Annotated in this window: 21 protein-coding genes; 1 reads left to right on the forward strand and 20 read right to left on the reverse strand. The window is 52.8% G+C overall.

Annotated features, from left to right (window positions below; translation table 11 throughout):
• Positions 1-42: 42 nt before the first annotated feature.
• The 3 genes from B4M48_RS10120 to B4M48_RS10130 form a co-directional block, all read right to left on the reverse strand.
• Positions 43-1,953, reverse strand: coding sequence for an ATP-dependent DNA helicase (locus B4M48_RS10120; protein WP_039384744.1), 1,911 nt, complete (start codon positions 1,951-1,953; stop codon positions 43-45).
• 291 nt (positions 1,954-2,244) lie between these two features.
• The gene (locus B4M48_RS10125; protein WP_104085021.1) at positions 2,245-2,568 is read right to left on the reverse strand and encodes a phage repressor protein; all 324 of its coding nucleotides are present in this window, start codon (positions 2,566-2,568) and stop codon (positions 2,245-2,247) included.
• Entirely contained in the window at positions 2,568-2,807 is a 240-nt protein-coding gene (locus B4M48_RS10130; protein ID WP_288656522.1) for a DNA polymerase V, read from the reverse strand. The genes B4M48_RS10125 and B4M48_RS10130 overlap by 1 nt, the downstream gene beginning before the upstream one ends.
• Positions 2,808-3,096: 289 nt before the next feature.
• On the opposite strand from B4M48_RS10130, the gene B4M48_RS10135 reads away from it, so the two are divergent.
• Positions 3,097-4,119 (forward strand): acyltransferase family protein, encoded by a 1,023-nt coding sequence (locus tag B4M48_RS10135; RefSeq protein ID WP_288656524.1) that lies wholly within the window; start codon positions 3,097-3,099, stop codon positions 4,117-4,119.
• Between the two features lie 89 nt (positions 4,120-4,208).
• Here B4M48_RS10135 and B4M48_RS10140 read toward each other — a convergent pair whose 3' ends face one another.
• From B4M48_RS10140 to B4M48_RS10220, 17 genes are all read right to left on the reverse strand, one after another.
• The gene (locus B4M48_RS10140) at positions 4,209-6,677 is read right to left on the reverse strand and encodes a hypothetical protein (RefSeq protein WP_288656527.1); all 2,469 of its coding nucleotides are present in this window, start codon (positions 6,675-6,677) and stop codon (positions 4,209-4,211) included.
• Between the two features lie 55 nt (positions 6,678-6,732).
• Positions 6,733-9,210, reverse strand: coding sequence for a host specificity factor TipJ family phage tail protein (locus B4M48_RS10145; protein ID WP_288656530.1), 2,478 nt, complete (start codon positions 9,208-9,210; stop codon positions 6,733-6,735).
• A complete protein-coding gene (locus tag B4M48_RS10150; protein WP_288656959.1) occupies positions 9,197-9,562 on the reverse strand; it encodes an NlpC/P60 family protein in 366 nt (121 codons plus the stop codon). The genes B4M48_RS10145 and B4M48_RS10150 overlap by 14 nt, the downstream gene beginning before the upstream one ends.
• 13 nt (positions 9,563-9,575) lie before the next feature.
• On the reverse strand, positions 9,576-10,046 hold the full coding sequence (locus tag B4M48_RS10155; protein ID WP_288656531.1) for a hypothetical protein: 471 nt from the start codon (positions 10,044-10,046) through the stop codon (positions 9,576-9,578).
• Positions 10,046-10,543: a hypothetical protein gene (locus tag B4M48_RS10160; RefSeq protein ID WP_113655402.1), complete on the reverse strand. Its 498-nt coding sequence runs from the start codon at positions 10,541-10,543 to the stop codon at positions 10,046-10,048. Before B4M48_RS10160 ends, B4M48_RS10155 begins: the two co-directional genes overlap by 1 nt.
• Positions 10,543-13,980: a tape measure protein gene (locus B4M48_RS10165; protein WP_288656536.1), complete on the reverse strand. Its 3,438-nt coding sequence runs from the start codon at positions 13,978-13,980 to the stop codon at positions 10,543-10,545. Before B4M48_RS10165 ends, B4M48_RS10160 begins: the two co-directional genes overlap by 1 nt.
• Before the next feature lie 58 nt (positions 13,981-14,038).
• The gene (locus tag B4M48_RS10170) at positions 14,039-14,539 is read right to left on the reverse strand and encodes a type VI secretion system-associated protein TagO (protein ID WP_082032636.1); all 501 of its coding nucleotides are present in this window, start codon (positions 14,537-14,539) and stop codon (positions 14,039-14,041) included.
• 72 nt (positions 14,540-14,611) lie between these two features.
• A complete protein-coding gene (locus tag B4M48_RS10175; protein WP_288656539.1) occupies positions 14,612-15,286 on the reverse strand; it encodes a DUF6246 family protein in 675 nt (224 codons plus the stop codon).
• Positions 15,287-15,338: 52 nt separating this feature from the next.
• On the reverse strand, positions 15,339-16,088 hold the full coding sequence (locus B4M48_RS10180; protein ID WP_288656541.1) for a phage tail tube protein: 750 nt from the start codon (positions 16,086-16,088) through the stop codon (positions 15,339-15,341).
• Between the two features lie 67 nt (positions 16,089-16,155).
• Complete coding sequence (locus B4M48_RS10185) at positions 16,156-16,539, reverse strand: phage tail termination protein (RefSeq protein WP_288656544.1); 384 nt, start codon at positions 16,537-16,539, stop codon at positions 16,156-16,158.
• On the reverse strand, positions 16,536-16,904 hold the full coding sequence (locus tag B4M48_RS10190; protein ID WP_288656546.1) for an HK97 gp10 family phage protein: 369 nt from the start codon (positions 16,902-16,904) through the stop codon (positions 16,536-16,538). Before B4M48_RS10190 ends, B4M48_RS10185 begins: the two co-directional genes overlap by 4 nt.
• 2 nt (positions 16,905-16,906) lie before the next feature.
• Positions 16,907-17,254, reverse strand: coding sequence for a hypothetical protein (locus tag B4M48_RS10195; protein WP_288656549.1), 348 nt, complete (start codon positions 17,252-17,254; stop codon positions 16,907-16,909).
• Between the two features lie 168 nt (positions 17,255-17,422).
• The gene (locus B4M48_RS10200; RefSeq protein WP_288656552.1) at positions 17,423-17,800 is read right to left on the reverse strand and encodes a DUF7370 family protein; all 378 of its coding nucleotides are present in this window, start codon (positions 17,798-17,800) and stop codon (positions 17,423-17,425) included.
• Positions 17,801-17,802: 2 nt separating this feature from the next.
• A complete protein-coding gene (locus B4M48_RS10205) occupies positions 17,803-18,171 on the reverse strand; it encodes a hypothetical protein (protein WP_288656554.1) in 369 nt (122 codons plus the stop codon).
• Between the two features lie 10 nt (positions 18,172-18,181).
• A complete protein-coding gene (locus B4M48_RS10210; protein WP_288656557.1) occupies positions 18,182-19,249 on the reverse strand; it encodes a major capsid protein in 1,068 nt (355 codons plus the stop codon).
• 11 nt (positions 19,250-19,260) lie between these two features.
• Complete coding sequence (locus tag B4M48_RS10215) at positions 19,261-19,692, reverse strand: hypothetical protein (protein ID WP_288656559.1); 432 nt, start codon at positions 19,690-19,692, stop codon at positions 19,261-19,263.
• Positions 19,693-19,695: 3 nt separating this feature from the next.
• Positions 19,696-21,090 carry a DUF2213 domain-containing protein gene (locus B4M48_RS10220; RefSeq protein ID WP_288656562.1) on the reverse strand — a complete coding sequence of 465 codons (1,395 nt, stop codon included), beginning with the start codon at positions 21,088-21,090 and terminating at the stop codon, positions 19,696-19,698.
• Between the last annotated feature and the right edge of the window lie 50 nt (positions 21,091-21,140).

Raw genomic sequence — 21,140 nt, forward strand, 5'->3', positions numbered from 1 at the left:
GAGAATCAAAATGGCGCGCATCTTATCACAAAGCGGCATAAATTAGTGTTCCTCAGCCTGCCGGACAAAGTCGATCGCACGCGCCAGATCGCGGGTCCGCGGCGTGGGTGGCAGGCTGTTGAGAAAGAGTTCGCCGTAGGGGCGGGAGACCAGACGCTGATCGCAAATCACCAGTACGCCGCGATCGGCGGTGTCGCGGATCAAACGCCCCACCCCCTGTTTGAGGGTGATTACTGCATCCGGCAGCTGCACATCACTGAACGGATCGCCGCCGCGCAGCCGGCAATCCTCCATGCGCGCCTTCAGCAGCGGATCGTCTGGCGAGGTAAACGGCAGTTTATCAATAATGACCAGCGACAGGGCATCGCCGCGCACGTCGACACCTTCCCAGAAGCTGCTGGTGGCAACCAGCAGCGCATTACCCGCCTCCAGGAACTGCTTCAGCAGCTGCCCTTTGCTGGTCTCGCCCTGCAGCAGCACCGGCAGAGTCATTGATGCACGAAACTCGGCCGCCAGCTCACGCATCATCTTGTGTGAGGTGCAGAGAAAAAAGCAGCGTCCTTTATTGGCATCAATCAGCGGCTTCATCATCCGCGCCAGCTGCCGGGCCCCGCCAGGCGCATTCGGCTCCGGCATGTTGCGCGGCACGCACAGGAGCGCCTGCCGGGCGTAGTCAAACGGACTGTCGAGGATCAGCGTCTGCGCCTGCTCAACCCCGAGCCGACTGGCGAAATGCCCGACCTGTTCATTCACCGCCAGCGTGGCGGACGTAAACACCCAGGCCGCTTTACGCGTATCCATCACTTCGCGAAAGCGCTCCGCAACTGAAAGCGGCGTCAGCGCCAGCGTAAAGTGCCGGCTGGTACATTCATACCAGTAGCTGAAACCGGGTTCGCTGATGGCACGTAAACGCTTCAGGCGGGTGCGATAGAGCGCCGCGCGCTCAAAGGCCGCGTCAAGCAGCGCTGAGCGTCCCAGGGAGAGTTTAATGACGTCGTAACAGAGTTCCAGCGCATCATCCAGCAGAGTAAACATGCGCATGACGTTGTTATCGCTGAGCAGATCGCGCAGATTACCGCGAAAGCCGGGTTCGCCAAGCGTCAGGCGAAAATCCTGCGCACACTGCGCCAGCCGATCGGCAGATTTCTGCAGCTGCTGCACATCACGCACCTCGGTGCGATAGGCAAGAATGATATCTTTGGCGAGATCCTGCAGCTGACGGCTGGAGAGCTGCTGGCCAAAGTACTGGCTGGCGATGTCGGGCAGCTGATGTGCCTCATCAAAGATCATTACGTCCGCTTCCGGGATCAGCTCGCCAAACCCGCCCTCTTTGACCACCAGGTCAGCCAGAAACAGATGATGGTTGACCACCACAACGTCAGCATCCATCGCTTTTTTACGCGCTTTTACGACAAAACACTCTTTATAGAGCGGGCAGTCGCTGCCAAGACAGTTGTCATTGGTGCTGGTGACGTAAGGCCAGACAGGGCTATCTTCAGCGACACCGGCGCAGTTGCTGATATCGCCATCTTTGGTTTCCGATGACCAGCTGCGCACGTGGATAAGATCGCCCAGCGCCTGTACGGTAAGATCGCCGCCGCTCTGGTTTTGCTGCTCCATACGTTCGAGACAAAGATAGTTAGAGCGGCCTTTCAGCAGCGCAGTTTTTCCGCTGAATTTGAGCGCCCGGGCAATGGTGGGCAAATCGCGATTGTAGAGCTGATCCTGCAGCGCTTTGGAGCCGGTAGAGACAATGACTTTCTTTTTTGCGCGCAGTGCAGGCGCCAGATAGGCGTAGGTTTTACCGGTTCCGGTGCCCGCCTCCACCACCAGCTCACCGCCGTGCGTTACCGCTGCCGTGACCGCCTGTGCCATCTCATGCTGGGCCGCACGCGGTTTAAAACCCGGAATTGCCTGCGCTAACGCGCCATCTGCTGCAAAATCGTCTGCCACACATCCTCACCTGTAACCTGAAAAACACTGTAATTATGTCAGGATTCCGCAGACGCGACCACAACAGATGACATCGCAGCCCGGTTATGCCAGGCTGGCGCAGCAAAAAACAGAGGAGAACAGCATGTCTATTACGCGTATCGATCCCGAACATCGTATGTCCGATGCGACAGCTTACTTCTAAAACATAAACTTACCCGCATCTGACCGCGCTCACACGTCCCACGATGCGAAAACATGCAAAGGCTTGGAAACCGGTTCAACCCTTTGCATGTCCCAAATCTGTCTCACCTATATAGTCGGCCGGCCATCGTCATAAACGTGCCGTACCTCGCACGTCACCTTACCCAGCACAATGACATCATTCAGCGGCTCACCTTCGATCACCTCGCCCTCTTCCGTGACCAGGCTGTTGCGGTACATCTTCCCCAGCCCTGAGTAGCCGTTCCACTGATACGCAATCCGGTTGCCGGGCTTTACCTTTGCAGCTGAGTCAACCAGCAGGAAGCCGTCCGGGATATCGACACGAAACGTTGTGGCCGGGTTGGGAATGAATACTGAGTTGAGACTGAGCCGCGGCTCTATGTAGTCCTGCGCCGGTGAAGGGAATCCCATCAGAGGCCACCATTAGGGTTGAACCGGAACCACGTCATATTCTCGCCCTCCTGCGTTGAGGCGTCGCGGAACGTGGTTGTGTGGCTGCGTATCCAGTCGTTGGCTTGCTTTAGCGTGAAGTGCCAGTTAACGCGCTCCAGCTCCTCTACGAAGTCAGCAGTGGTGACGGTACTGCGGCCTGATGGCGCGCGCTTGATGGAACTGATGAATGCTTCTTTGATCTGGTACTCGCGTGGCATGGTCAAATCCTCCTCTGATAATAACTGTATATAGATACAGTAGTATCGATCGGTGGATCTGATCAAGATGCGTTAGGGGTATATCTTTCAAAGCTGCTGTCAGGCATAGATATTTATTTTCTGGTGCCAGTTCGAGTGGTTAATGTTTAGCCTCTCGCTCTGTCGCCTGTTAACAACGGATTGGTACATGTTTGCCGCATTCAGGGGCTTTTACATGGCCCTAATTTATGTTTTACTCTTTACAAAATAATTACATTGACGTACAGACTTTTTATCAAGAGAGGGATGAATGGCAAGCAGTGCGAGTGAAAGGATTGAATGGGTAGACACACTTAAAGTCATAGGCATTTTTTACATATACTTAGGACACTTTGGTAAAAATGCCGGGTATCTGCACCCATTTGTCTTTCTTTTCCATGTTCCTTTGTTCTTTTTTATATCTGGACTATTTGCACGAAAGGTGTCCACCTTTTCAGATGCTAGAAACACGGTAATAAAAAGTGCTAAGTCAATTCTGGTCCCATATTTTATATTTGGCTTCATATCTCTACTGATATATAGCTTAAAGGGTGGTCTTGATTCTCATGCTACACTTATGCAATTGAAATCTTTGATATTGGCGATAAGGAATAATATTTTTGCAACATCCTTATGGTTTTTGCCGTGCTTGTTCATGGTAATAGTTTATTACTGCATAGCGAGATTGGTATTAAAAAATGATCTTTATGTTTTTTTATTATCCCTTGCCCTTTATTTTATAGCCGGCCACTTCTCTATAGCAAGCCATCCATCACTACCGTGGAATATAGATAGTGCAATCTACTACTTCGTTTTTTACACAATTGGAAGTCTGGCATCTCCATTGCTCATGAGTGAAGCAAATAGTAGACCTAAAAACTGGACTAATCCTCTGTTGCTTCTGATTTGCTTTTTGTCTGTGTTGTTTTCCATATATTCTTTTTACAAACCTTATGGAATCTACGCATATATTAGCAGTAGCTTCATGAGAAATATGACTTCTCTTTTTGCTACCGTTGCATTGTTTATTCCTCAAATAATTCTTTCAAATATCATTAAGTTTAAATTCTTAAGTGAGATAGGTAAGTCAACAGTAGTATTCTGCGGAACAGAGCAGGCCACTAAAATAGTAGTGGTCTCTTTTTTCTCCATGATAGGATGTAACATATCCCTGAAATCCCCTTTAGACACCGTTATTTTTTCTGGTATATGCGTTGTTGCATCCTACTATTTGTTTGCCATGCCTTACAATAATATTAAAAACAGGAAAACAAACACTTTGGCTGGTAGATAAAGCTATGCCGCATTAATTTAATCACTGTAATTGCTAATAGAGCATTACATTTTACGGTTCAATTAATGCGGCTTGTTTCGCTCTACAGGTTATGAAGATATCACTCCAAACCCTTTCCATGTACCAGGAGATCCGCTAGCGGTACACACGTAACCCTCTTGACCTCCTGCGACTATGTTGTTGTTGTATAGGCGAGAGCCCCGAGACCAATATCCTGTAGTCGGTATCCCGTCGTTCCTGCTGTTCCCTATGAAAACATTGCCTGCATACATACCTGTCATGACGCCATTGGGAGCCTGGAAATCGTCCACTTTATTCCCATATATCTGCGCCTGGGAATTTGCTCCATTAACATCACTATTGGCTATAGAAAATGATATGCCAGATAATGTGGGGGTTCCTACGCAGTCAGACACTATTAGTCCAGTATGATTTGTCCCTGAGTACTGCAACCTGCTTGAAACGTATGGGTTAACGATAGCAGGATCAAAACTCATCGATACTGTTAGACCGCGTAAAGTAATGGTTGACGGAATGAAGATATCTGAGCGGGTAGTATCCGATGACCTTCCGGTTCTTTCTACAGACCCTTTTAGTTTGACCCCTCTTATATAGTTACCATTGAATACAATGGAGTGCTGTTTCGACGACTTTGAATCAATGTCTAAAGTCACTCCCCAGGCGTTAACCAAGACGTAATTGTTTAGGAATCCTTCAAGTGTTCCTCTTATTACTGTTCCCTCGCATGGCATACTAAATGCCACAGAAGCACCCGCAGGAACGGCAGATATTACTCCTTGAACTGGCACAGTAACTGTTACCCCAGCTTTGCATAGGTAGCTTTTCATGACGCGAGCTACAGGGTTACCGAGGTAGGTTAGGTATGTGCCGGCAAATATAACCGCGTCCTGCCCGGATGCAGATACTGACATGGATGATGACGATGTAGAAATGGCACTCACAACACTGAACGCGCCGCTAACAAATGTCTGAATATCGCATCCGCGAGATACGTCCAGATTGGCGCCCTCAGGACATGCTCCATTAATTGTAACTGTAGATCCCATGACCCCAGCAACACGAACGCCCTGATGAGACCAGCCGTTAAAATCAGCGCTTATCATGCTGCAATAACGGACTTGAGCCCAATATCCAGCACCAATATCAGATCCAGTTTTGCTTATTTTAATCTTAGATGTACTGACACCTTCAACAATGACTAATGGGCTGGTGTAAGCTTTTGTTCCGCAATTGATAGAGGCATTAACATCAAAATCCATTTGCGTATCTGTATCTATACCGTAGCCAGCTAGGCTTGAGGTTCTTGGTGTTGCTGGCATACCTGAAAGATGTATTGCAGGCGAGGATGAGTTAACAGGTTGATTAGCAATTATTGTTGCCTTGATCCCGGTGCAAACCTTACCTTTATCCCTTGCTACAGCAACCGCATCGTAAACATCTCCTGGGAAACACCAGAACGTTCGTGTAGCGCTCTCACTGTAGACATTAGCTATTATGCCATAGCATGCGCTAAGAATAAGTGAGTTAGTTCCACCAACACCAGATGAGTCGGGAACAGATCTTACATTGATTCTTAAGTCATGCGGATGGTATGTATAAGTGATTGTGGAAGAATGCCCTTCATCACCCACGTCGCCACCCCAGTGTGCCACCACAGCACCACCCGGACCAATTACCGTGACATCTAAGTCAACATTATAGACATCACCCAACATCTCTATTGATTGTGCTTGAATATCCCCAAGGCAAAACACCTTGGCATTCGTTATTTTAATATCGTTGCTGTTTGTCCCCCCAGCAGGCTGCCGGTAAGTACCAATTCTTATGGCGTTACCAAAATCGCCATCAGCAGGAGCCGATGAAAGCGTTCTTTTAATCGTACAATTTTCAAGCCTCAGCCCGTTACCAGCAAGAATCACATTTTCTGAGCCAGATATATTGCCAATAATTGAAGCATCATCGTCAAATACCCAACTACCTGACAGCTGGAGATTTTTAACCAGATATCCGCCTTTAGTCACTCGGATAGTTTGCCCGGTAGACACACTCCATGAATCGGCTGCAGAAAATGCAGCGCTATCATTGGTCAATCCATCTCCAGTGGCGCCATAATATTTTACGGTTCTTATAAGAAACCCGTTATCGAAAAGATATTGTCTTAACGAAGAGTCACCAATGCTTATCCATGAACCTACGCCTACGCCACCCGATGATTCTGGCGCTGATCCAGATGGTACAGTCTTAGGCAATGCGCCATCCCAGCGGTAGTACTCACCGTCAATTGTGTCTTTCAGGATTTGGTTTGGCAGCGTGAGCGTTGCGCCAGCCTGAAATGTGCCTACAGGAATCCAGCCATACTGTGAGATAGCCTGTTGCGCTAACCAGCGCAAACCCTCGATTGTGTAGTGCTCACTACCAAATCTATCTACGTAGGTATTCACCAACGAGGTAACAAACTCGTCAATCTTCCCGGCGTTAAACTTCAAATCACGTGGTGATTCGCTTGGTACCCGGTTTTGCGTTGGCTGTGTAGTCATATTTTTTCCATGAAAAAGGCCAGCGCTTGGCTGGCCTATGTGTCAGAAGATGAAGTTAGGAGTAAATCAGATCGCTGTACTCAGCCACAGTCAGAGAAACCGTGCTGTCAGAGTTAGGTTTTATGCTATTAACCGTCCAGAGCTGCGCATCCATTTCAGCCACTGTGGCTATCAGATATCGCGACGGTAACTGAACTGTATCGCCGTTCCAGATGTTGAGCTGAATGTCAGGAATTGCGGCCACAAAGCCATAGCGGGTGTCGCTGCGCGGAGTAGCAGGATAGCGCCTTGTCGGATTACCCAAGCTGTCTGTTACCAGCACAAACATATCCCCGGTAAAAACTACTGGCTCGCTGGTGTCAAACGCATTGCCGCTGCGGCCAGTGATGTATCCCTGCTGCTCGTTGCTGTCGTAGATATCAGGCATCTGGATAACGCTGCCGACCTGAATAATACCGTCCTCAAACACCTTGGCATTCATCCGGGCGCGGGAGTACATCAGGCGCTTTGTCTCACGCAGCGCCCGCTCTCTGGCCTGAAATTCATTGCGGAACCCAACAATTTCCATCTTGTTCGGTTTTTCTGCCTCCTGCTGAGTGATGGCGCCGTTCAGTATGCGGTAGTTGATGTAAGTCTTATTATTCGTAGTCGGATGTACGTAGGAGACCTGCACGCCGTCGTAGCCGCCAGGAAGCGTCGCTTCATACGTTATTTTGTACTCATCCGTTTTCATGTTGGCACGGTTAAATACGGCTGCCGGGTTCGCAACGCGCTGATCGCGTGTGAACGTCAGCACGTTGTCATCCATGAATGCGATGACACTTGCGGCATTACAGATGGCCTGAATGCGGTCTCCAAGCGAGTCGTTTTCATCGTCAAACGTGTAGTCAAAATATCCCAGTCGCGCATCCGGCAATGCCTCTGCGATGGCGTACAGCCCGTAAAGGTCAATGCTGCTGACCGGCTGCCCACCGATAATCAGCCATTGATGTGCGACGGCGTCAGCAAATGATCGGGAGGCACGTAGCGTGTAATCAACTGCCCGTGTGTCGAGGTTGTAGCTGATGGTTTTGCGCGTAGCCAGCAGGTTATATTTTCGCTCGCGGCTGCCCAGCGCGTTTTCTGTAGCCCTGACCTTAACCCGCACCAGCGTATCGTCAGGATGCACTACGTTACGCCGCACGTTGATGCTGTGAATCTCTTCCACCTTCAGGATAGAAGCATCGCTGGAGTTGTCAGTACGCTGGAGGCTGACGGCATACTTTCCAAACCCTGCTGCTGGCGTCAGCTTGTCTGTGCGGTAAAACACTTCGCTGGTTGACTGGTGAGGTGTGGGCTGCCTGTATGTGAAAGTCTGGGTTGTTCCAGGCACCTGCGAGTAGTCATCATTAATCTTCCAGATCACCACCTTCCAGTTGGTCTCTTTCTTTCCGCCTAGGCTGGACTGCGTGTGCAGCCACAGCTGACTTGATGCAACCGGAGAGAAGAACGGCCCCACCACCAGTGCTTCATTGTCGTTCAGCACGAATTTAGACGTGTTGATTGTGGCGCTGGCCGGAATGTCCTGCGGTCCTTCCAACTGGCTGAAGGTAAATGTGTACCAGCGGACCGGATTGGTTGTGGCGCCGTCTGTTGTTTCAACCGCAGATATCAGCGTCCCTGAGTAGGTGGCGTCTGTTGTGACGTTTCCTGATGCGGTGCTGTACGTGACGTTGATGGTAAATGTCACTGCATGCGGCAGAACCAGATTTTTGAAGTAGTCGAATTCTGCTTGCTTGACGATTTTAATCGCCATCTGGCCGCCGGAATAGCTGCCGCTGACCATGGTCTTTGCAGTAGCTGACTGGATCGGGAAGTCACTGGCCTCGTTCTGTCCGGGTATCTCCTGCCCGTCCACATCATCAAAACCATACCCCTCCACAATTTCGGGTATAACCTGCCCTGGCTGATAAATCTGGTATTCCGCGCCGGCAAGCGATCCGAGACTGGACTCTGAATAGCGCACGGAGTCGTAGTCATAGCTCCCGATGCCAATACACATCCACTCGGTGACATACTTCAGGCCGCCACTTTTTGCGTTCTGCGTAACGTACTCAAACACCGACTCCTGAATCAGGTCAGGGAACGATCGTACCTGCCCGTAGATGTCAGGCTTGGCCTTATATACGCGTGCGGTGTTAGTCTGGCCGGTCAGGGAGTTATTTGGTGAATCCACCGAATTGCCGCCGGTATTGGCAATGGCTGGCTTTGGCATCAGAAACGAAAACACCTGCCCCACCACCTTGAATATCGGGCTCAGGATGTCGCCTAAGACGCCTTTGGGCTGGTCGAATATCTGAACGTGGTCAAGTTCGGTCAGTTCAAAATCAAGCTCATCATCATCCTCCAGCTTCACGCCGTTGCGCACGATCAGCAGATCACGATGCAGCGCGCTGTCATTATCTGTCAGCCAGGCATAAAAAAAGGTGCCGTTAGGCACCCTGTAACGCTCTTTCGGCGTTCCGGGAAATCGCTGCAGTTCAACCAGCGCCATATCTGAAATACTCCACTTTGGTGAATACCCGCTGAATTAACATCAGAGAATCCTGCCTGACGCTGCCGTTTTCGCCGCGCGAGTGCAGCGCCTGCCTTCCGAGGATAAGGCCGACATGCGCCGGCTGCGCGCCGGTATAGCCAACGAATATCCCGCCCTCTGCAGGATGCGGCACCTGCTGCCAGAAAACCACGTCACCCTGATAGCAGGTAAAGAAGTCTGCGCCGGATTCGTAGTCAGGAGTCTGGTGCAGCTCAATCCCCATCACCTGCCGGTAATAGAGAACCACCAGCCCCCAGCAGTCCACGGCATCAGACGTGCAGGCACGGTTTGACCATGGCACGCCGATCATACGTGCAATAAAATCAGAGGTACTGCAGTCCGGTGTATTCTCGCGGGTCATAAAGGCGGCCAACATTGTTATTGAGCGGGTTAGTAACGGACAGCGTTACGGAGGCGCTCTCCGCATCGATATCCACCGTTTTGACGTACAGCGTCCACGACTTAATCGGCGCTGAGGTATCTCCGCTGTCAAATACCTGCCGCGTTGCCACGATAGGCGTCAGGCGGGTGGTGCCGCGCCACTTCTTCATCTGCGTTTTCACGTCCATAGAGACACGACCGAGCTTTACGGTTGCGTCAATCACCGGGATTCCGCTCTGCTGACTTTCCTCAATTTCAAAGCGCGCCGGGCGGTATACCACCCCGGCCAGCGTTTTATCGTAGAACTGTTTATCAACCAGCCTGACATAGCCAAAAGACGGATGATAAAAGGTCAGCGTGTCATACAGCGCCCGCGATGGACGTTGCTGCCGGTATTCACGAAATGATGGCATCAGGGAACCCTCGGTAATGACTCCGGATCGCGATTATCAGGATAACCGGTCACAACAATATCCAGCCATGAATCCCACGGCGGCGGCAGCTCAACAATGATGTCGTCAAAGTCGTCATCAGGATTGTTGAGGCGATTGGCTATCACCGTTCCCGTCCATCTGACAACGCCGCCGTCAATGCTGGTCTGCACCGGCATCTGCGTGAAGTGAAGCTCCTGCAGCTGTGGCCCGCTGCCGCCAATGTCCACCCGCATGCGAAACCAGTTCAGGCCGCGATTGAGGTAATTTGGGCTGCGCAGCCATTGCTGAAAGGCTCTTTCCTCTGCCAGCGTGAATATCCACGTCAGTGACCAGGTCACTTTGAGGTCGTCCGTCATCTGCTGAAAAATGGCCGGACCGACCGCCGGTTGATCCGACTGAAATCCGGTATCCAGCGTCATATTCTTGCTGGCTTTCTGCGCCAGCGGCAGCCAGTCGGGATAGTCGATAATTGGCATCAGCCCTGCCCCCTTGGCGTGCGTTTAACATTGAAGTTGCTGGTTATGCCATTACTGATTGGTCCGCCGCTGTTCAGGTCAGCAACAATCACATCTACGGTCAGGCCACCTTTCCCATCATTGCCTGCCTGTGCATCAATCGAAGCAGAGGTGTAATTCTGGATGTTAATAACCACACCTCCGCCGCCTGATGCCTGCAAATCCTTATTGCTGATCACCTTGCCGTTATCGCCCGGTATCATGTACTGCTTGCCGGTGCTGGCCTGATATATCTCAGGCAGGCCGCTTTCCCCCACCTGATACATACCGCCGGCGGTGACCGGTCCGCCATTCTTCCGTTTACCGAGCAGGCTCATACCAACGATACCGGCAACGGCACCGAGGCCGATTGCAGCCGCGGTACCCATCGAAGCAATTGACGCAAGCAGCGCGGCAGGTGTCCATGCTGCAGTAGTCGTTGCTGCTGCGGCTACGCTGGTGGCTGTCTGCGTCGCAGTTGCTGCCGTCTGCACAGCAGTTACCGTGCCGATTGCCGCCGTCTGCGCCGCCTGTCCCATGATTGCGGATTTGACCCACTCAACGCCCATCTGCACAAATGTATTAACCAGGCTGTTCAGGACAGTACTGCCTATTGAGCGCATCGCCTCTTCAGCAGACATGCTGCCGGTGATGATGCCGGTGAGCGCATTTGAGGCATTGCCTGCCAGCGCATCGAAAGAAGCAGCCAGCGCCTCATTGCCCGCACTCTGGTTCCGCCAGATCTCCCACTGCGCCGCTACCCGCTTCTGCTCATACTCAGTGTTGGCCGCATTTCGCAGCGCCAGTCCCTGCTGCTCCGTCAGCGTCTTTTGCTGCTCAAACTGCTGTATCAGGGCGAGCTTCCGCGCATGCTCGTTTGCCAGCGCCTGTACCGGGTCTACCGTTCCGGCTGACTGCTGTTGCGGGGTGACAGCCTGGTCAGCGCGTATCTGCGCCATTTTCGCCTGGTGATCCTGCTCCAGCTTTTCAGCCGTAGCGTTGTACTGCTCCTGAGTGATTTTTTTGGCGCTCAGGGCTGCATTCAAATCTGCCTGGTCCTGCTTGTAGCTCGCATTCTCACGTGATTCAGGCAACAGTTTTTCAGCCGCAGCCTGTGCCTTGATTGCATTAGCCACGTCCCACTTGCGGGCCGCGTATTCGCCTGCCTGAGCGATCTGCGCCTCCGTAGCGCCCTTGCCCAGAGACTGCTGCGCGGTCAGGATGGCCTGCTCCCGGCTCAGCTCTTTTGTGCCCTCTCCGGCAAGCTCTGACTGCTGCTTCAGATTCGCCAGCTTCTGCGCAATGCTCTCCGCCTGACTGGCTGCTTTTTTCTGCTCACTGGCAGCAGCGCTGGTTTCCTTTTTCAGATCACGCTGCGCCTGCTGTGCGTCATATTCGGCGCCAGCACGCTGGCGTGCCAGATTGACTGCAGCATCATCGCCACCCAGAGCCCGAATCTCTTTTTCGGCTTTCAGCTGGGAGCGCTTGCGCGCATCGATCTCACCTTCAATCTCAACCTGTTCGAGCAGCTTATCTAGGTAGTCCTGCACCTTTGCCGGACGCTGTACCTGCAGGCTTGAAGCGTTGAACTTCTCTTTTGCTTTTGCAGCGAAATTTATTGAATTTCCCAGCTGGTTCATCAGTCCTGATGCTACCCCGGCCTCATGCCCATCACGCTTCAACAGGTCGATACCCTGCTCCAGAACGCCGTTGTATTGCGCCTGGAGTATGCTGGTGAGATTCTTGGTCTTACTGTACCGACTTTCCATCTCCTCAAGCTTGCCCTGCTCAATTGCCAGCCTTTCCTGTGCATCACGCATATTCTCCATCTGGCGGGTAGACTCGCCATATATGCGCTGAGACCGCTTGTAGCTTTCGACAGCACCAATCAGGCCATCAACCTTCTGCCGCTGATCATCAATCATCTCTGACTGTATGCGCATTGCCTGAGCTGATTTGGCAATCTCAGCTGCTATCTGCGTCTGAGACATGTCTTTCATCTTGCTCACAAGCCCGGTCAGCTTGTCCGTAAAGTCGACTGCTTCCTGCTTGGCCTGCTGCGCTTTCTGATAAAAATAATAAATTGCAGCACCGGCAAGCATGGCCGCTCCGGCTGGACCGCCAATCAGCCCGAGCGCCCTGAGAGCCAGATTCCGTACGCCCAGACTTGCCCGCGCTGCCGCAGCAGCGGCTGCATCCTGTGCTGCTGCATTTGCCACCAGCGCCCGGTTGTAATTGTCAGTCAGGGTGGCAGCCTCAGTCCTTGCAGCTGACAACCTGACCTCTGCCGCCGCCAGATTCGCAGCTGTAATCGACGAATTTCTCATGACCTGGGCGATACGAACTTCATCAAGGGCTCTTTCTTTAGCAACTGCTGATGCCCGCAAATCGGCGGTAGCCTTGTTGGCTGCAGCCTGTGCGGCCTGATTTTCAGCAACAATTTCTTCGCGAGTCGCTATGACCTTTCTGACTTTCTCAGTGGTTGCCATAGTAAGGGCGCCAACAAAACGGCTTCCCATTATCGTGGCGACGGTTGCCAGCACGCCGCCTATAGCATCAAGATTCTGGCTGAGCGAAACGATGCCGGTATTGAAAACGTTGATAGTTGACTGAACAGAAGAGGACTCACCTACAAACTTCGTAATGTTGTTGGTGGCAACAGTAAACGCCTGCCCCATTGTCATAGTGGTATTCGCAAACTCTTTTGCGATTGCGTCGCCCTGCTTCAGCAGGCCGTTTACCACCACTTCAGTAGTCAGCGCGCCCTGTGCCGCCATCCCTCGCAGCTGACCGATAGTCACCCCCAGCGAGTCAGCCAGTGCGACAGCCAGACGGCTGCCGTTTTCAGAGATAGAGTTAAACTCCTCGCCGCGCAGAACGCCAGATGCGAGGGCCTGCGACAGCTGAACCATAGTCGAGCTGGCTTCTTCAGTTGTCGCGCCGGAAACCGCCAGGCCTTTATTAATGGTGGACGTCAGCTTTATCAGGTCTTCTGTGCTGGTGCCGGCGCTGCGGGTGGCGCGCTCCAGTCGGCCATATAATGTCGCCGTTGCCTGCAGGCCACTCATGGTGCTCTGCGAAATATCGAATACGCGCTGAGTGACGTCCGCCAGTTGTTCAGTTGCCCGCACAGAGTTGGCGAGTTTGTTGTTAACCGTAACCCACTCATTACCCCATGCTGCAACCTGCTGTACAGAAAGCGCAGCAGCCAGTCCTTTGGCAATATTCGACAGGCTGGAAAGGCTGCCCTGCATGGCACTGACAGACCGCTCCGTGCGTGTCACGCTGGCTTCAAGGCGACCCATATTGCCTGACAGGCCATTGAGCGCCGCATCTACCTCACGGCGCGCAGCAAGAAGCTTAGCTGTGTCCATGTCTACTTCATAAACGATGCTGCCAGCGTTAAGGGTGCCTGCCATTGCTAATCTCCGGACATAAAAAAACCCCGCCTGAGCGAGGTTTATAATTCAAGTGAGGTTAGAGCTTCCAGTTACAGGCTTCAGCTATCTTCTTTGCCATAACATCAACACCTGACAAATCAAACTCTACGGCCTGCATTGTAGAGCCATAGGGCTCAAAGCCTATTACTGCTGTCTTGTGCTTCATTAACTCTTTAATAAATGACACAGCATTTGGAGCAAAGGCGGAGTTTCCTCTCTCTCCGCCTTGCCATATTGATTTTTTAGGCTTCCCACCATCGTAACGAATTGTTATTCGTGGCGAGCCGGAGCCAAGATAGTCATAAACAGACAAATAGGCATCTGTTTGGTTTTCATTACACCTCAGCACAAGGGATGTATTTCTTTCAAGCCCCCTTTTTGTATAAACATCTTTGGAGCCGTTAATGGCAACTACATCAGTTGCATCAGTCATTTTATTGACTTGCGATTTAAAGAACCAATTACCCTCATTCTGAAGCTCATCATTAGCCATTGTGGAAAATGATGCAGCCAGGAGCACAGCAAAAAGATATTTCATGGATTTCCCTGCCTATGAATGCAAAAGCATAGGATAAATCCTAGCAAGAGAAAAACGCAACTACTCGCAAAATTACGCGGCTTTTGCGCGCCTTTTCGCCTGACGGGCAAGATATTTATCGGTGGCCGCATCGTACTCTTCACGCGTGAAGCCTTTCTGGTCTGGATATTTGGCTGCCAGAAGTAACTGAAACTCAGTCATGGTCAGTGATTCTGCTTCAGCGCGTGAAATGCTGAAGTGATTGCGCGCCGCGTTGATGTAGTCAAAGGCGCGGAACTCAGATACTGCCTGCCCGGTTTCATAGCGCTGCAACTGCCTGATTTTAGCCTTACCGATGATGCCGTGCGTAATCAGCGATTGCCCGACAGCCAGCAGCGCGAAAGCATCCATAATGCCGGGCCTGAGCATGATCGCACGCCGCCCACTTCTGCCTAGAACATACTCGCCCGTCAGCTTTGTGGCGTCACGATCGCAGCAGGCAGACAGCACCGTCATGGCGGCCTGATATGCGCGCCGTCCGTAACTGGTTCTGCCAATATGCTCACTCAGCCAGGCAGGGATAACACCGTAGGCATGCAGCGCGCGCTGCAGCAGTGGCGTGACTTCATCATGGTGCAGGTCGTAGAACGCCTGAACGATTTCCTGCGGCTCGCCAATCTTCATCATGTTCGCGAATGAGGGCCTGAAGAAGTAATCCTCTTCGCCCACTGTAATCAGGCATTCACCTATTTCTTTTACCGGGGCCATAAATTCTCCTGGTTCATTATCAAGGGCAGTCGTGACCGCCCTTTGTAATGGATCAGGAAGCGGTAACAGTGACAGCGGTTTGCGCCGTTTTCGCACCATCATTGGTAGTAAACGTGGCGGTACCGGTGCCGGCGGCTACGCCGGTAATCAGACCGCTGCTGTTGATAGTGAACTTAGTCGGATCGGAAGACGTCCATACGCCAGATTTATCAGTAGCGTCTGATGGGCTGACAGTCGCGTTCAGCTGACGCGTTGCGCCAACAACAACGGAGGTGGTCTGTGGAGAAACGGTCACGCCGGTTACTGCCACAGTATCTTCGTCTTCAACCTTGGTGACCTTAACAGTGGTACCGTCGGCAACTTTAAACTCAGTGCTGAACGTTACGATGTCATTGGTACCACCGTCAGTGCTGAGCGCGGTGATCACCATGTAGCCCTGAAACTCAACCGGGCCGATCTCTACGCGCACCCAGATGGTTGGCTGGCGGCCGGCGCCGATTTCAGTGGTGAAGTAGTTCACGAAGTTACCGAAACCAAACTGGTCCAGGCGATCGCGTTTACGCACCTCGCCCTCAAAGCTCACGGTACCATCTGCGTTGGTGGTCAGGTTTTCCACCCAGCCGCCGGTGTCATCAGCGTCAGAGTTGGTGGTGTTAGGGGAGAAATCCAGCGTCTTTGACGTGCCTGCCGCCAGCGCTTTCCATTCCGACTCGGCCGGTACCGTATCCGGGCAGCCGAGCGCTACTTCCAGCACAACGTTACGGCCAAAGAGCTTGCCGTTCTCGGTTGGGCAACCTTGCATAATTGCTTACCTCATTTCAGATAATAAAAAAGGCCGCACCGGGCGACCTTGTTTGAGTGGGTGTTGCTTACTCTCCATAGAGGCAAGCGAATAGCAGCCGGTAAACCAGCCTTCCTTCAGTGGTGAGAACGGGTGCAGGCATGCCGCCTACGTTTTCGATATGGCCGATACAGTCATTCGGCATCGGGTTCTGCTGCACATAGTCAGTAATCGCCTGCGCAGCAGCATCGGCCGCCCCGATTCCGTCCTTCGCGCCGATCACATCCACCAGCACGTAATACTCAGAGCCCAGGTCGTTACGGATGGCGGAGCCGCCATTTGGCCGGAAAACGAGAAATCTATCCGTCAGCTTTCCCGTGTCCTTCCAGACCAGCAGCTGGGTGACAAAACCATCTGTGAGGCCTGCTGAAGCAAACAGGTCGCGAACCCGCGTATGCATAGGAGGTGTCAAAGCGTCATCTCCCTGTGTATCACGCGCTCAATCGCATCCCGGCTTTCTTCAAAGCCTTTCGTCAGGAATTCTTTCTGAGCGGTTGGGCGGCGGAAGCGCTGAGGAACGGCCGGGTCATGCACGTAAGCGGCATAACTTGCCGTGTAGCCCACTCTGCCGGTTATCAGCGCACCGTTGACGACAATCTCCCGGAACTGGCTGTTTAGCAGATACGAGGTGTCGATTGGGGTATAGAGTGCCGCCTGCGCCGCACCAACAATCATCGCCCCTGTCAGTGCACGAATGACGCGTCGGTCCTGAATGCTGTCGATAGCCCGATTAACGCTCCTGCTGACCTTGCTCACACCTTTCACTTTCACGCCCATGGTTATGCTCCGGTTATGATGGCAAAGTCGTCAGCAAGACGCTCAAAGGTGTCTGCGTAGCGGATGGCCTGCATCACCTCATCCGCACCTGCGCCAATGGGGTCAGTCTCAGCAGAGACGCCTATCAGAATGTAATCTCCTGCATCCGCCAGCGCATACTCGGTCCAGATCGTGTTTTTGACCACCCGCTCCGTACCAATGTCACCCAGCCGTTTTGCCAGCCCGCCCTGATAATCACAGGCGATAACGACAGGCGCATCAAACACCGGGTCACCGTAATCATTGCTGGCACCGGAGCGCCTCCAGACCGTCGCCTGCGCGGTGTATGACCAGTTAGCAAGTGACGACATGTCAGGCCCTCCAGCCGATTACAGCAGGCTTCTCAGCCGCTATGCGCTTGCAGTTAAAAACCCATTCACCGCTGCTGTTCACGTACCCGGTTGTCTGCCGGCCATCAGACGTTTTCAGCCAGACGCGCTCAAATGCTTTTGGCTTGGCTTCAGGTGATTGCCAGTTCATCAGCAGCCTCCCACGACGTCAAAGAAGCCGACAGCCACTCCAGATATCGGCAGGCCGCCAAGACAACCATTGGTATCCCACGCCAGAATCTGCTTATACAGATGATCTGTGCCTGCACTGTCATAGGTGAACGAGCGGGATGCACCAGAAGGAGCAGACTGTGATGATATTTTACGGGCGCCGGACAGGGCGGCTAATCGCGCGGCTGCATAGATGAGCAACAGCTTTTGCAGGCTTTCGGAGTAGCCCGCCCCGTCCATACAGGCCGAAGCAGCACTGACCTGTTCAATCAACAGCTGCAGAACGGCGTCAGGAACCGTGAAGCCCAGCTCAGCCATCAGCGGCTTAACGTCATCCAGCGTGATTTGGGCTGCCATGGTTACCTATCCTTTTTGGTTACCGCTGCCAGCGCTGCCTCTGCATCATCAGCGCGCTTGTTAGCCGCCGCCAGTGCATCAGCGTGCTCTTTGTCTTTCGCTTCAGCCGCATCCTGCGAGGCTTTCAGCTGATCCAGCGCATCATTCAGTTTCGACTCCAGCACAGAGTTGTCTTTGCTGACCGGAGCAGACGGCGTTGCCACTTCAAATGACAGCTTCTCGCCGCCCTTCTCTTTGGATGTTTCAGCCTTACCCTGCTTAACCCACTTCTCAGCGATCGCGCCGTCAACGTCATAAACCGTACCAACCTCCAGTTTCTGGAAGTTGGCACCGGCAAAGAGGTTTGAAGCCAGAATCTTTACGAGTGCCATTATCTGCTCCTTAAGAGGCGTGGATGACGGAAAATTTGTTATTGATGTCCTGCTTAACCATCAGGCCCATCGCGCCCCATGTGCGCCAGATGTAATCGCTGTTGTAGAACGGGCGCGGATCCGCAACGGTGCCGATAGCCTGACCGACAACCGGTGCGATAACGCCTGCGGTCAGCGGAACAATCAGGATTTCGTTGCCGGACAGCTGAGCATCTTCTTTGATGGCCGCAATGCCGGAAAGCTTCAGGAGCTCTTCCAGCACGGTGCGGGTCGCGTTCACGTCGAAATAACGCTCAAGGTTCGACATGATCTCAGCAGAGACATACCAGGTTTGCGGCGCATACTGGCTGTTGGTTACACGAACCACGTCGCGCAGCGCGATAGCATTGGTGCGCAGTGCAACCGGGTCAGTGCTGGTAGCAAAGTCAAAGGTCAGTGTTACCTGAGCCACGCGCTCATCTTCTTTCAGGCCTTTCCATGTCAGGCCGTCGAACTTAACGTAGTTGCCCTCTGAGTCACGGAAGCCGTTGAACATGTAGTCAACGTACTGACGCTGCACATCCTCTACAGAGCCGCGCTGTGCATCGGCCTGCGACTGAAGCGCTGACGGACTGTTGAAGATCGGATCACGCCAAGTGAACTTGAAGCCGGAATCATGGATAGGAACCATGGTGCCGTCGAAGGTGTAGGACTTCGCATCCAGTGCCGCGCCAATCTGGCCGCTCATGGATGTGTGAGCCCAGCCACGACCGCCGGTGCGAGCGTAGTCGTAGCGCGACTGCTCGATGCGCACAGAGCGAGCCAGTGGCATCAGGTCATTCAGCAGAGTGAACTGAGTGGTTGGCTCAAACTGCGCCAGAACGGTGGTATCAAATGCGCGATACAGGCGGCGGATATCGTCAACGGCGTTGACAGCATCCAGTCGGCCGGCATCTTCACGAATGCCACGAACGCGACCGAGAAAATCGGCAGCGGCCTGAGCACCTTCGTTGCGCGCCATGTGCAGCTCAGCGAATTGCGCCTGGTTAACTTCAAGGTTTCCGGTGCGCTCGCCAATGGAACGAGAAAATACAAACATTCAGGTGCTCCTTACTTGATCACGACACGCAGCAGATCGCCTGCAGCAGTGGTGTACGCTTTATCTTCTTCGACGAAGCAGCGGATTGATTCGCCGTCGGCCTGTGCTTTCACCTGTCCGTCAGCGATTGAAAGTGGCTGGCCTTTTTTATAGGTCCCTGCCGCTGCGCGTACGTTCAGGAACATGCCCTGCATTGGCTGAATGCCAACGACCAGCTCGCCAGCAGGAATGCTGTCATCTACCGTCAGGCAGCGCAGATAGTCGTAGTTGGCGACATAAAGAATCGCTTCTTCATTACCATCAACCGATGCAGTGAACTTTCCTGCATCAAAGAAGCCGATGGTGCCGGGCTTAGTTGCAGCGGCTGCTGCGCCTTCACGGTTGAGCAGCGGATTAGGGAACACGCCGCCAGCGTGAATTACATGCTTTCCATCTTTAGCCATTTTTTACTCCGGCATTTCGCTGAGGGATTGGGTATTTACCTGATGACGCATACCGCCAATCAGGCCTACAGATGTCTGGCATTGCGCATACAAGCCATCCAGCGCCGCGCCGTCCAGTGCGTTAACTGCCAGATCGTCGAGCTGAAACTTGGCTTTAACGGCTGCGCGTTTATCTGACTTTTCTTTGTCAGCGTTAACAGCCAAGCCTGACTTAACGGCAGCTAAGTCATCAGCAAGCAATTTCGCCCAAGCTGGCATTTCTTCACTATTGGTTGCGGTCTCTTTGGCCTTCTTGTCGTCCGCTTCTTTTTTCTCGCGCGCGGCTTTCTCTTCTGGCGTTTCTTTCGGCGCTGCCTTTTCGGCTGCCATCTGGTTGTAAGCGTCCATCAGCTCGGCATCAGACTTGCCTTCGGTCGGCTTACCAGCGGCTTTCAGCGCATTGATAATCAGATTTTTCATCGGATCGTTTTCTCCGTTGGTTTTAATTTCGTACTCAGTTGGTTTGCGCACGACTTCTACAGGTTCGCCGACGAACACGGCCTTGCCGTCATCGCCGATGAGGTACTTCTGTTTGAAATATTCCGCGTCATCGCGGTAGATGAATGTGTCCGGCCAGACCGATTCGGGCCACAGCCATTTGTCATCAGTGCGTCCTTCGCGGAGTTTGTCGCTCAGGGCGCGCTGAATGTCGTCAAAGCTGAAATTTGAGGCGTTGGTGAAGAAGAACTTCGTTTTGTTAACGAGGCCCTCTTTGGTGCAGTTGGATGCCTCAGAGAGGCTGGCTACTTCAATCTTCTGGTCTTCACCATCAGAGTTAACGAAGATGCCAACGCCTTCGTCAGGCGTTCCGGCACCCGGCTCATCCAGAAGCACCGCCACATGGTCAAACATCATGTTGGTTGCGATCTCGTTGTACTTTTTCCCTTTCGACTCGCCGTTAGCAGCGATGCCGGAATACAACAGGCCGGTTGAGATGTGGATCGGCTCGGCGTTGGTGCCGGCGGCCATTTCATCCAGGCGGTTAATCAGGCGCTTACCCTTTTCGCTGGATTCGGCATAGCGGCGGTCAACGTACATGTCGCCTGTTACCTTGCCGTAGGTGTGACTCACGTTCTGCAGCCAAGCTCCGACGTGGTAGTTGTTGACTGCCCTAACATCGCGCGCCGATACGTGCTTGCCGTCCACCTTCGGGTGGCCGAGCGGCATCGGATTACGCTCCAGCGTGTTATACGCCTTGCTAATTTCTGCTGCCGGGTACAACTTCCGGTTCATCACGATATCGTCGACAACAGGCGTGATGCCTCGAACCACGATATGTGGCTTGCCGTCGATGGTTTCAGTCGTGATGTTTGAAGCGGAGTTGACGACGGTCAGCACGTTAACGCGATTGCGCTTCATGCTGTTGCCTCATTTGTGGTTTTCAGTCATTAAAAAGCCGGCTATAGCCG

This window comes from Pantoea sp. UBA6567 (genome assembly GCF_002434165.1).
Classification (GTDB): domain Bacteria; phylum Pseudomonadota; class Gammaproteobacteria; order Enterobacterales; family Enterobacteriaceae; genus Pantoea; species Pantoea eucrina.

What these genes read in the sequence shown, in the direction of transcription:
- B4M48_RS10175 (WP_288656539.1), bottom strand. Translation starts at nt 15,286, where the DNA reads ATGGCCCCGGTAAAAGAAATAGGTGAATGCCTGATTACAGTGGGCGAA.
- B4M48_RS10180 (WP_288656541.1), bottom strand. Translation starts at nt 16,088, where the DNA reads ATGCAAGGTTGCCCAACCGAGAACGGCAAGCTCTTTGGCCGTAACGTT.
- B4M48_RS10215 (WP_288656559.1), bottom strand. Translation starts at nt 19,692, where the DNA reads ATGGCTAAAGATGGAAAGCATGTAATTCACGCTGGCGGCGTGTTCCCT.
- B4M48_RS10135 (WP_288656524.1), top strand. Translation starts at nt 3,097, where the DNA reads ATGGCAAGCAGTGCGAGTGAAAGGATTGAATGGGTAGACACACTTAAA.
- B4M48_RS10195 (WP_288656549.1), bottom strand. Translation starts at nt 17,254, where the DNA reads ATGTCGTCACTTGCTAACTGGTCATACACCGCGCAGGCGACGGTCTGG.
- B4M48_RS10125 (WP_104085021.1), bottom strand. Translation starts at nt 2,568, where the DNA reads ATGGGATTCCCTTCACCGGCGCAGGACTACATAGAGCCGCGGCTCAGT.
- B4M48_RS10190 (WP_288656546.1), bottom strand. Translation starts at nt 16,904, where the DNA reads ATGGGCGTGAAAGTGAAAGGTGTGAGCAAGGTCAGCAGGAGCGTTAAT.
- B4M48_RS10170 (WP_082032636.1), bottom strand. Translation starts at nt 14,539, where the DNA reads ATGAAATATCTTTTTGCTGTGCTCCTGGCTGCATCATTTTCCACAATG.
- B4M48_RS10140 (WP_288656527.1), bottom strand. Translation starts at nt 6,677, where the DNA reads ATGACTACACAGCCAACGCAAAACCGGGTACCAAGCGAATCACCACGT.
- B4M48_RS10200 (WP_288656552.1), bottom strand. Translation starts at nt 17,800, where the DNA reads ATGGCAGCCCAAATCACGCTGGATGACGTTAAGCCGCTGATGGCTGAG.
- B4M48_RS10220 (WP_288656562.1), bottom strand. Translation starts at nt 21,090, where the DNA reads ATGAAGCGCAATCGCGTTAACGTGCTGACCGTCGTCAACTCCGCTTCA.
- B4M48_RS10165 (WP_288656536.1), bottom strand. Translation starts at nt 13,980, where the DNA reads ATGGCAGGCACCCTTAACGCTGGCAGCATCGTTTATGAAGTAGACATG.
- B4M48_RS10130 (WP_288656522.1), bottom strand. Translation starts at nt 2,807, where the DNA reads ATGCCACGCGAGTACCAGATCAAAGAAGCATTCATCAGTTCCATCAAG.
- B4M48_RS10160 (WP_113655402.1), bottom strand. Translation starts at nt 10,543, where the DNA reads ATGCCAATTATCGACTATCCCGACTGGCTGCCGCTGGCGCAGAAAGCC.
- B4M48_RS10210 (WP_288656557.1), bottom strand. Translation starts at nt 19,249, where the DNA reads ATGTTTGTATTTTCTCGTTCCATTGGCGAGCGCACCGGAAACCTTGAA.
- B4M48_RS10155 (WP_288656531.1), bottom strand. Translation starts at nt 10,046, where the DNA reads ATGCCATCATTTCGTGAATACCGGCAGCAACGTCCATCGCGGGCGCTG.
- B4M48_RS10150 (WP_288656959.1), bottom strand. Translation starts at nt 9,562, where the DNA reads ATGATCGGCGTGCCATGGTCAAACCGTGCCTGCACGTCTGATGCCGTG.
- B4M48_RS10205 (WP_288656554.1), bottom strand. Translation starts at nt 18,171, where the DNA reads ATGGCACTCGTAAAGATTCTGGCTTCAAACCTCTTTGCCGGTGCCAAC.
- B4M48_RS10145 (WP_288656530.1), bottom strand. Translation starts at nt 9,210, where the DNA reads ATGGCGCTGGTTGAACTGCAGCGATTTCCCGGAACGCCGAAAGAGCGT.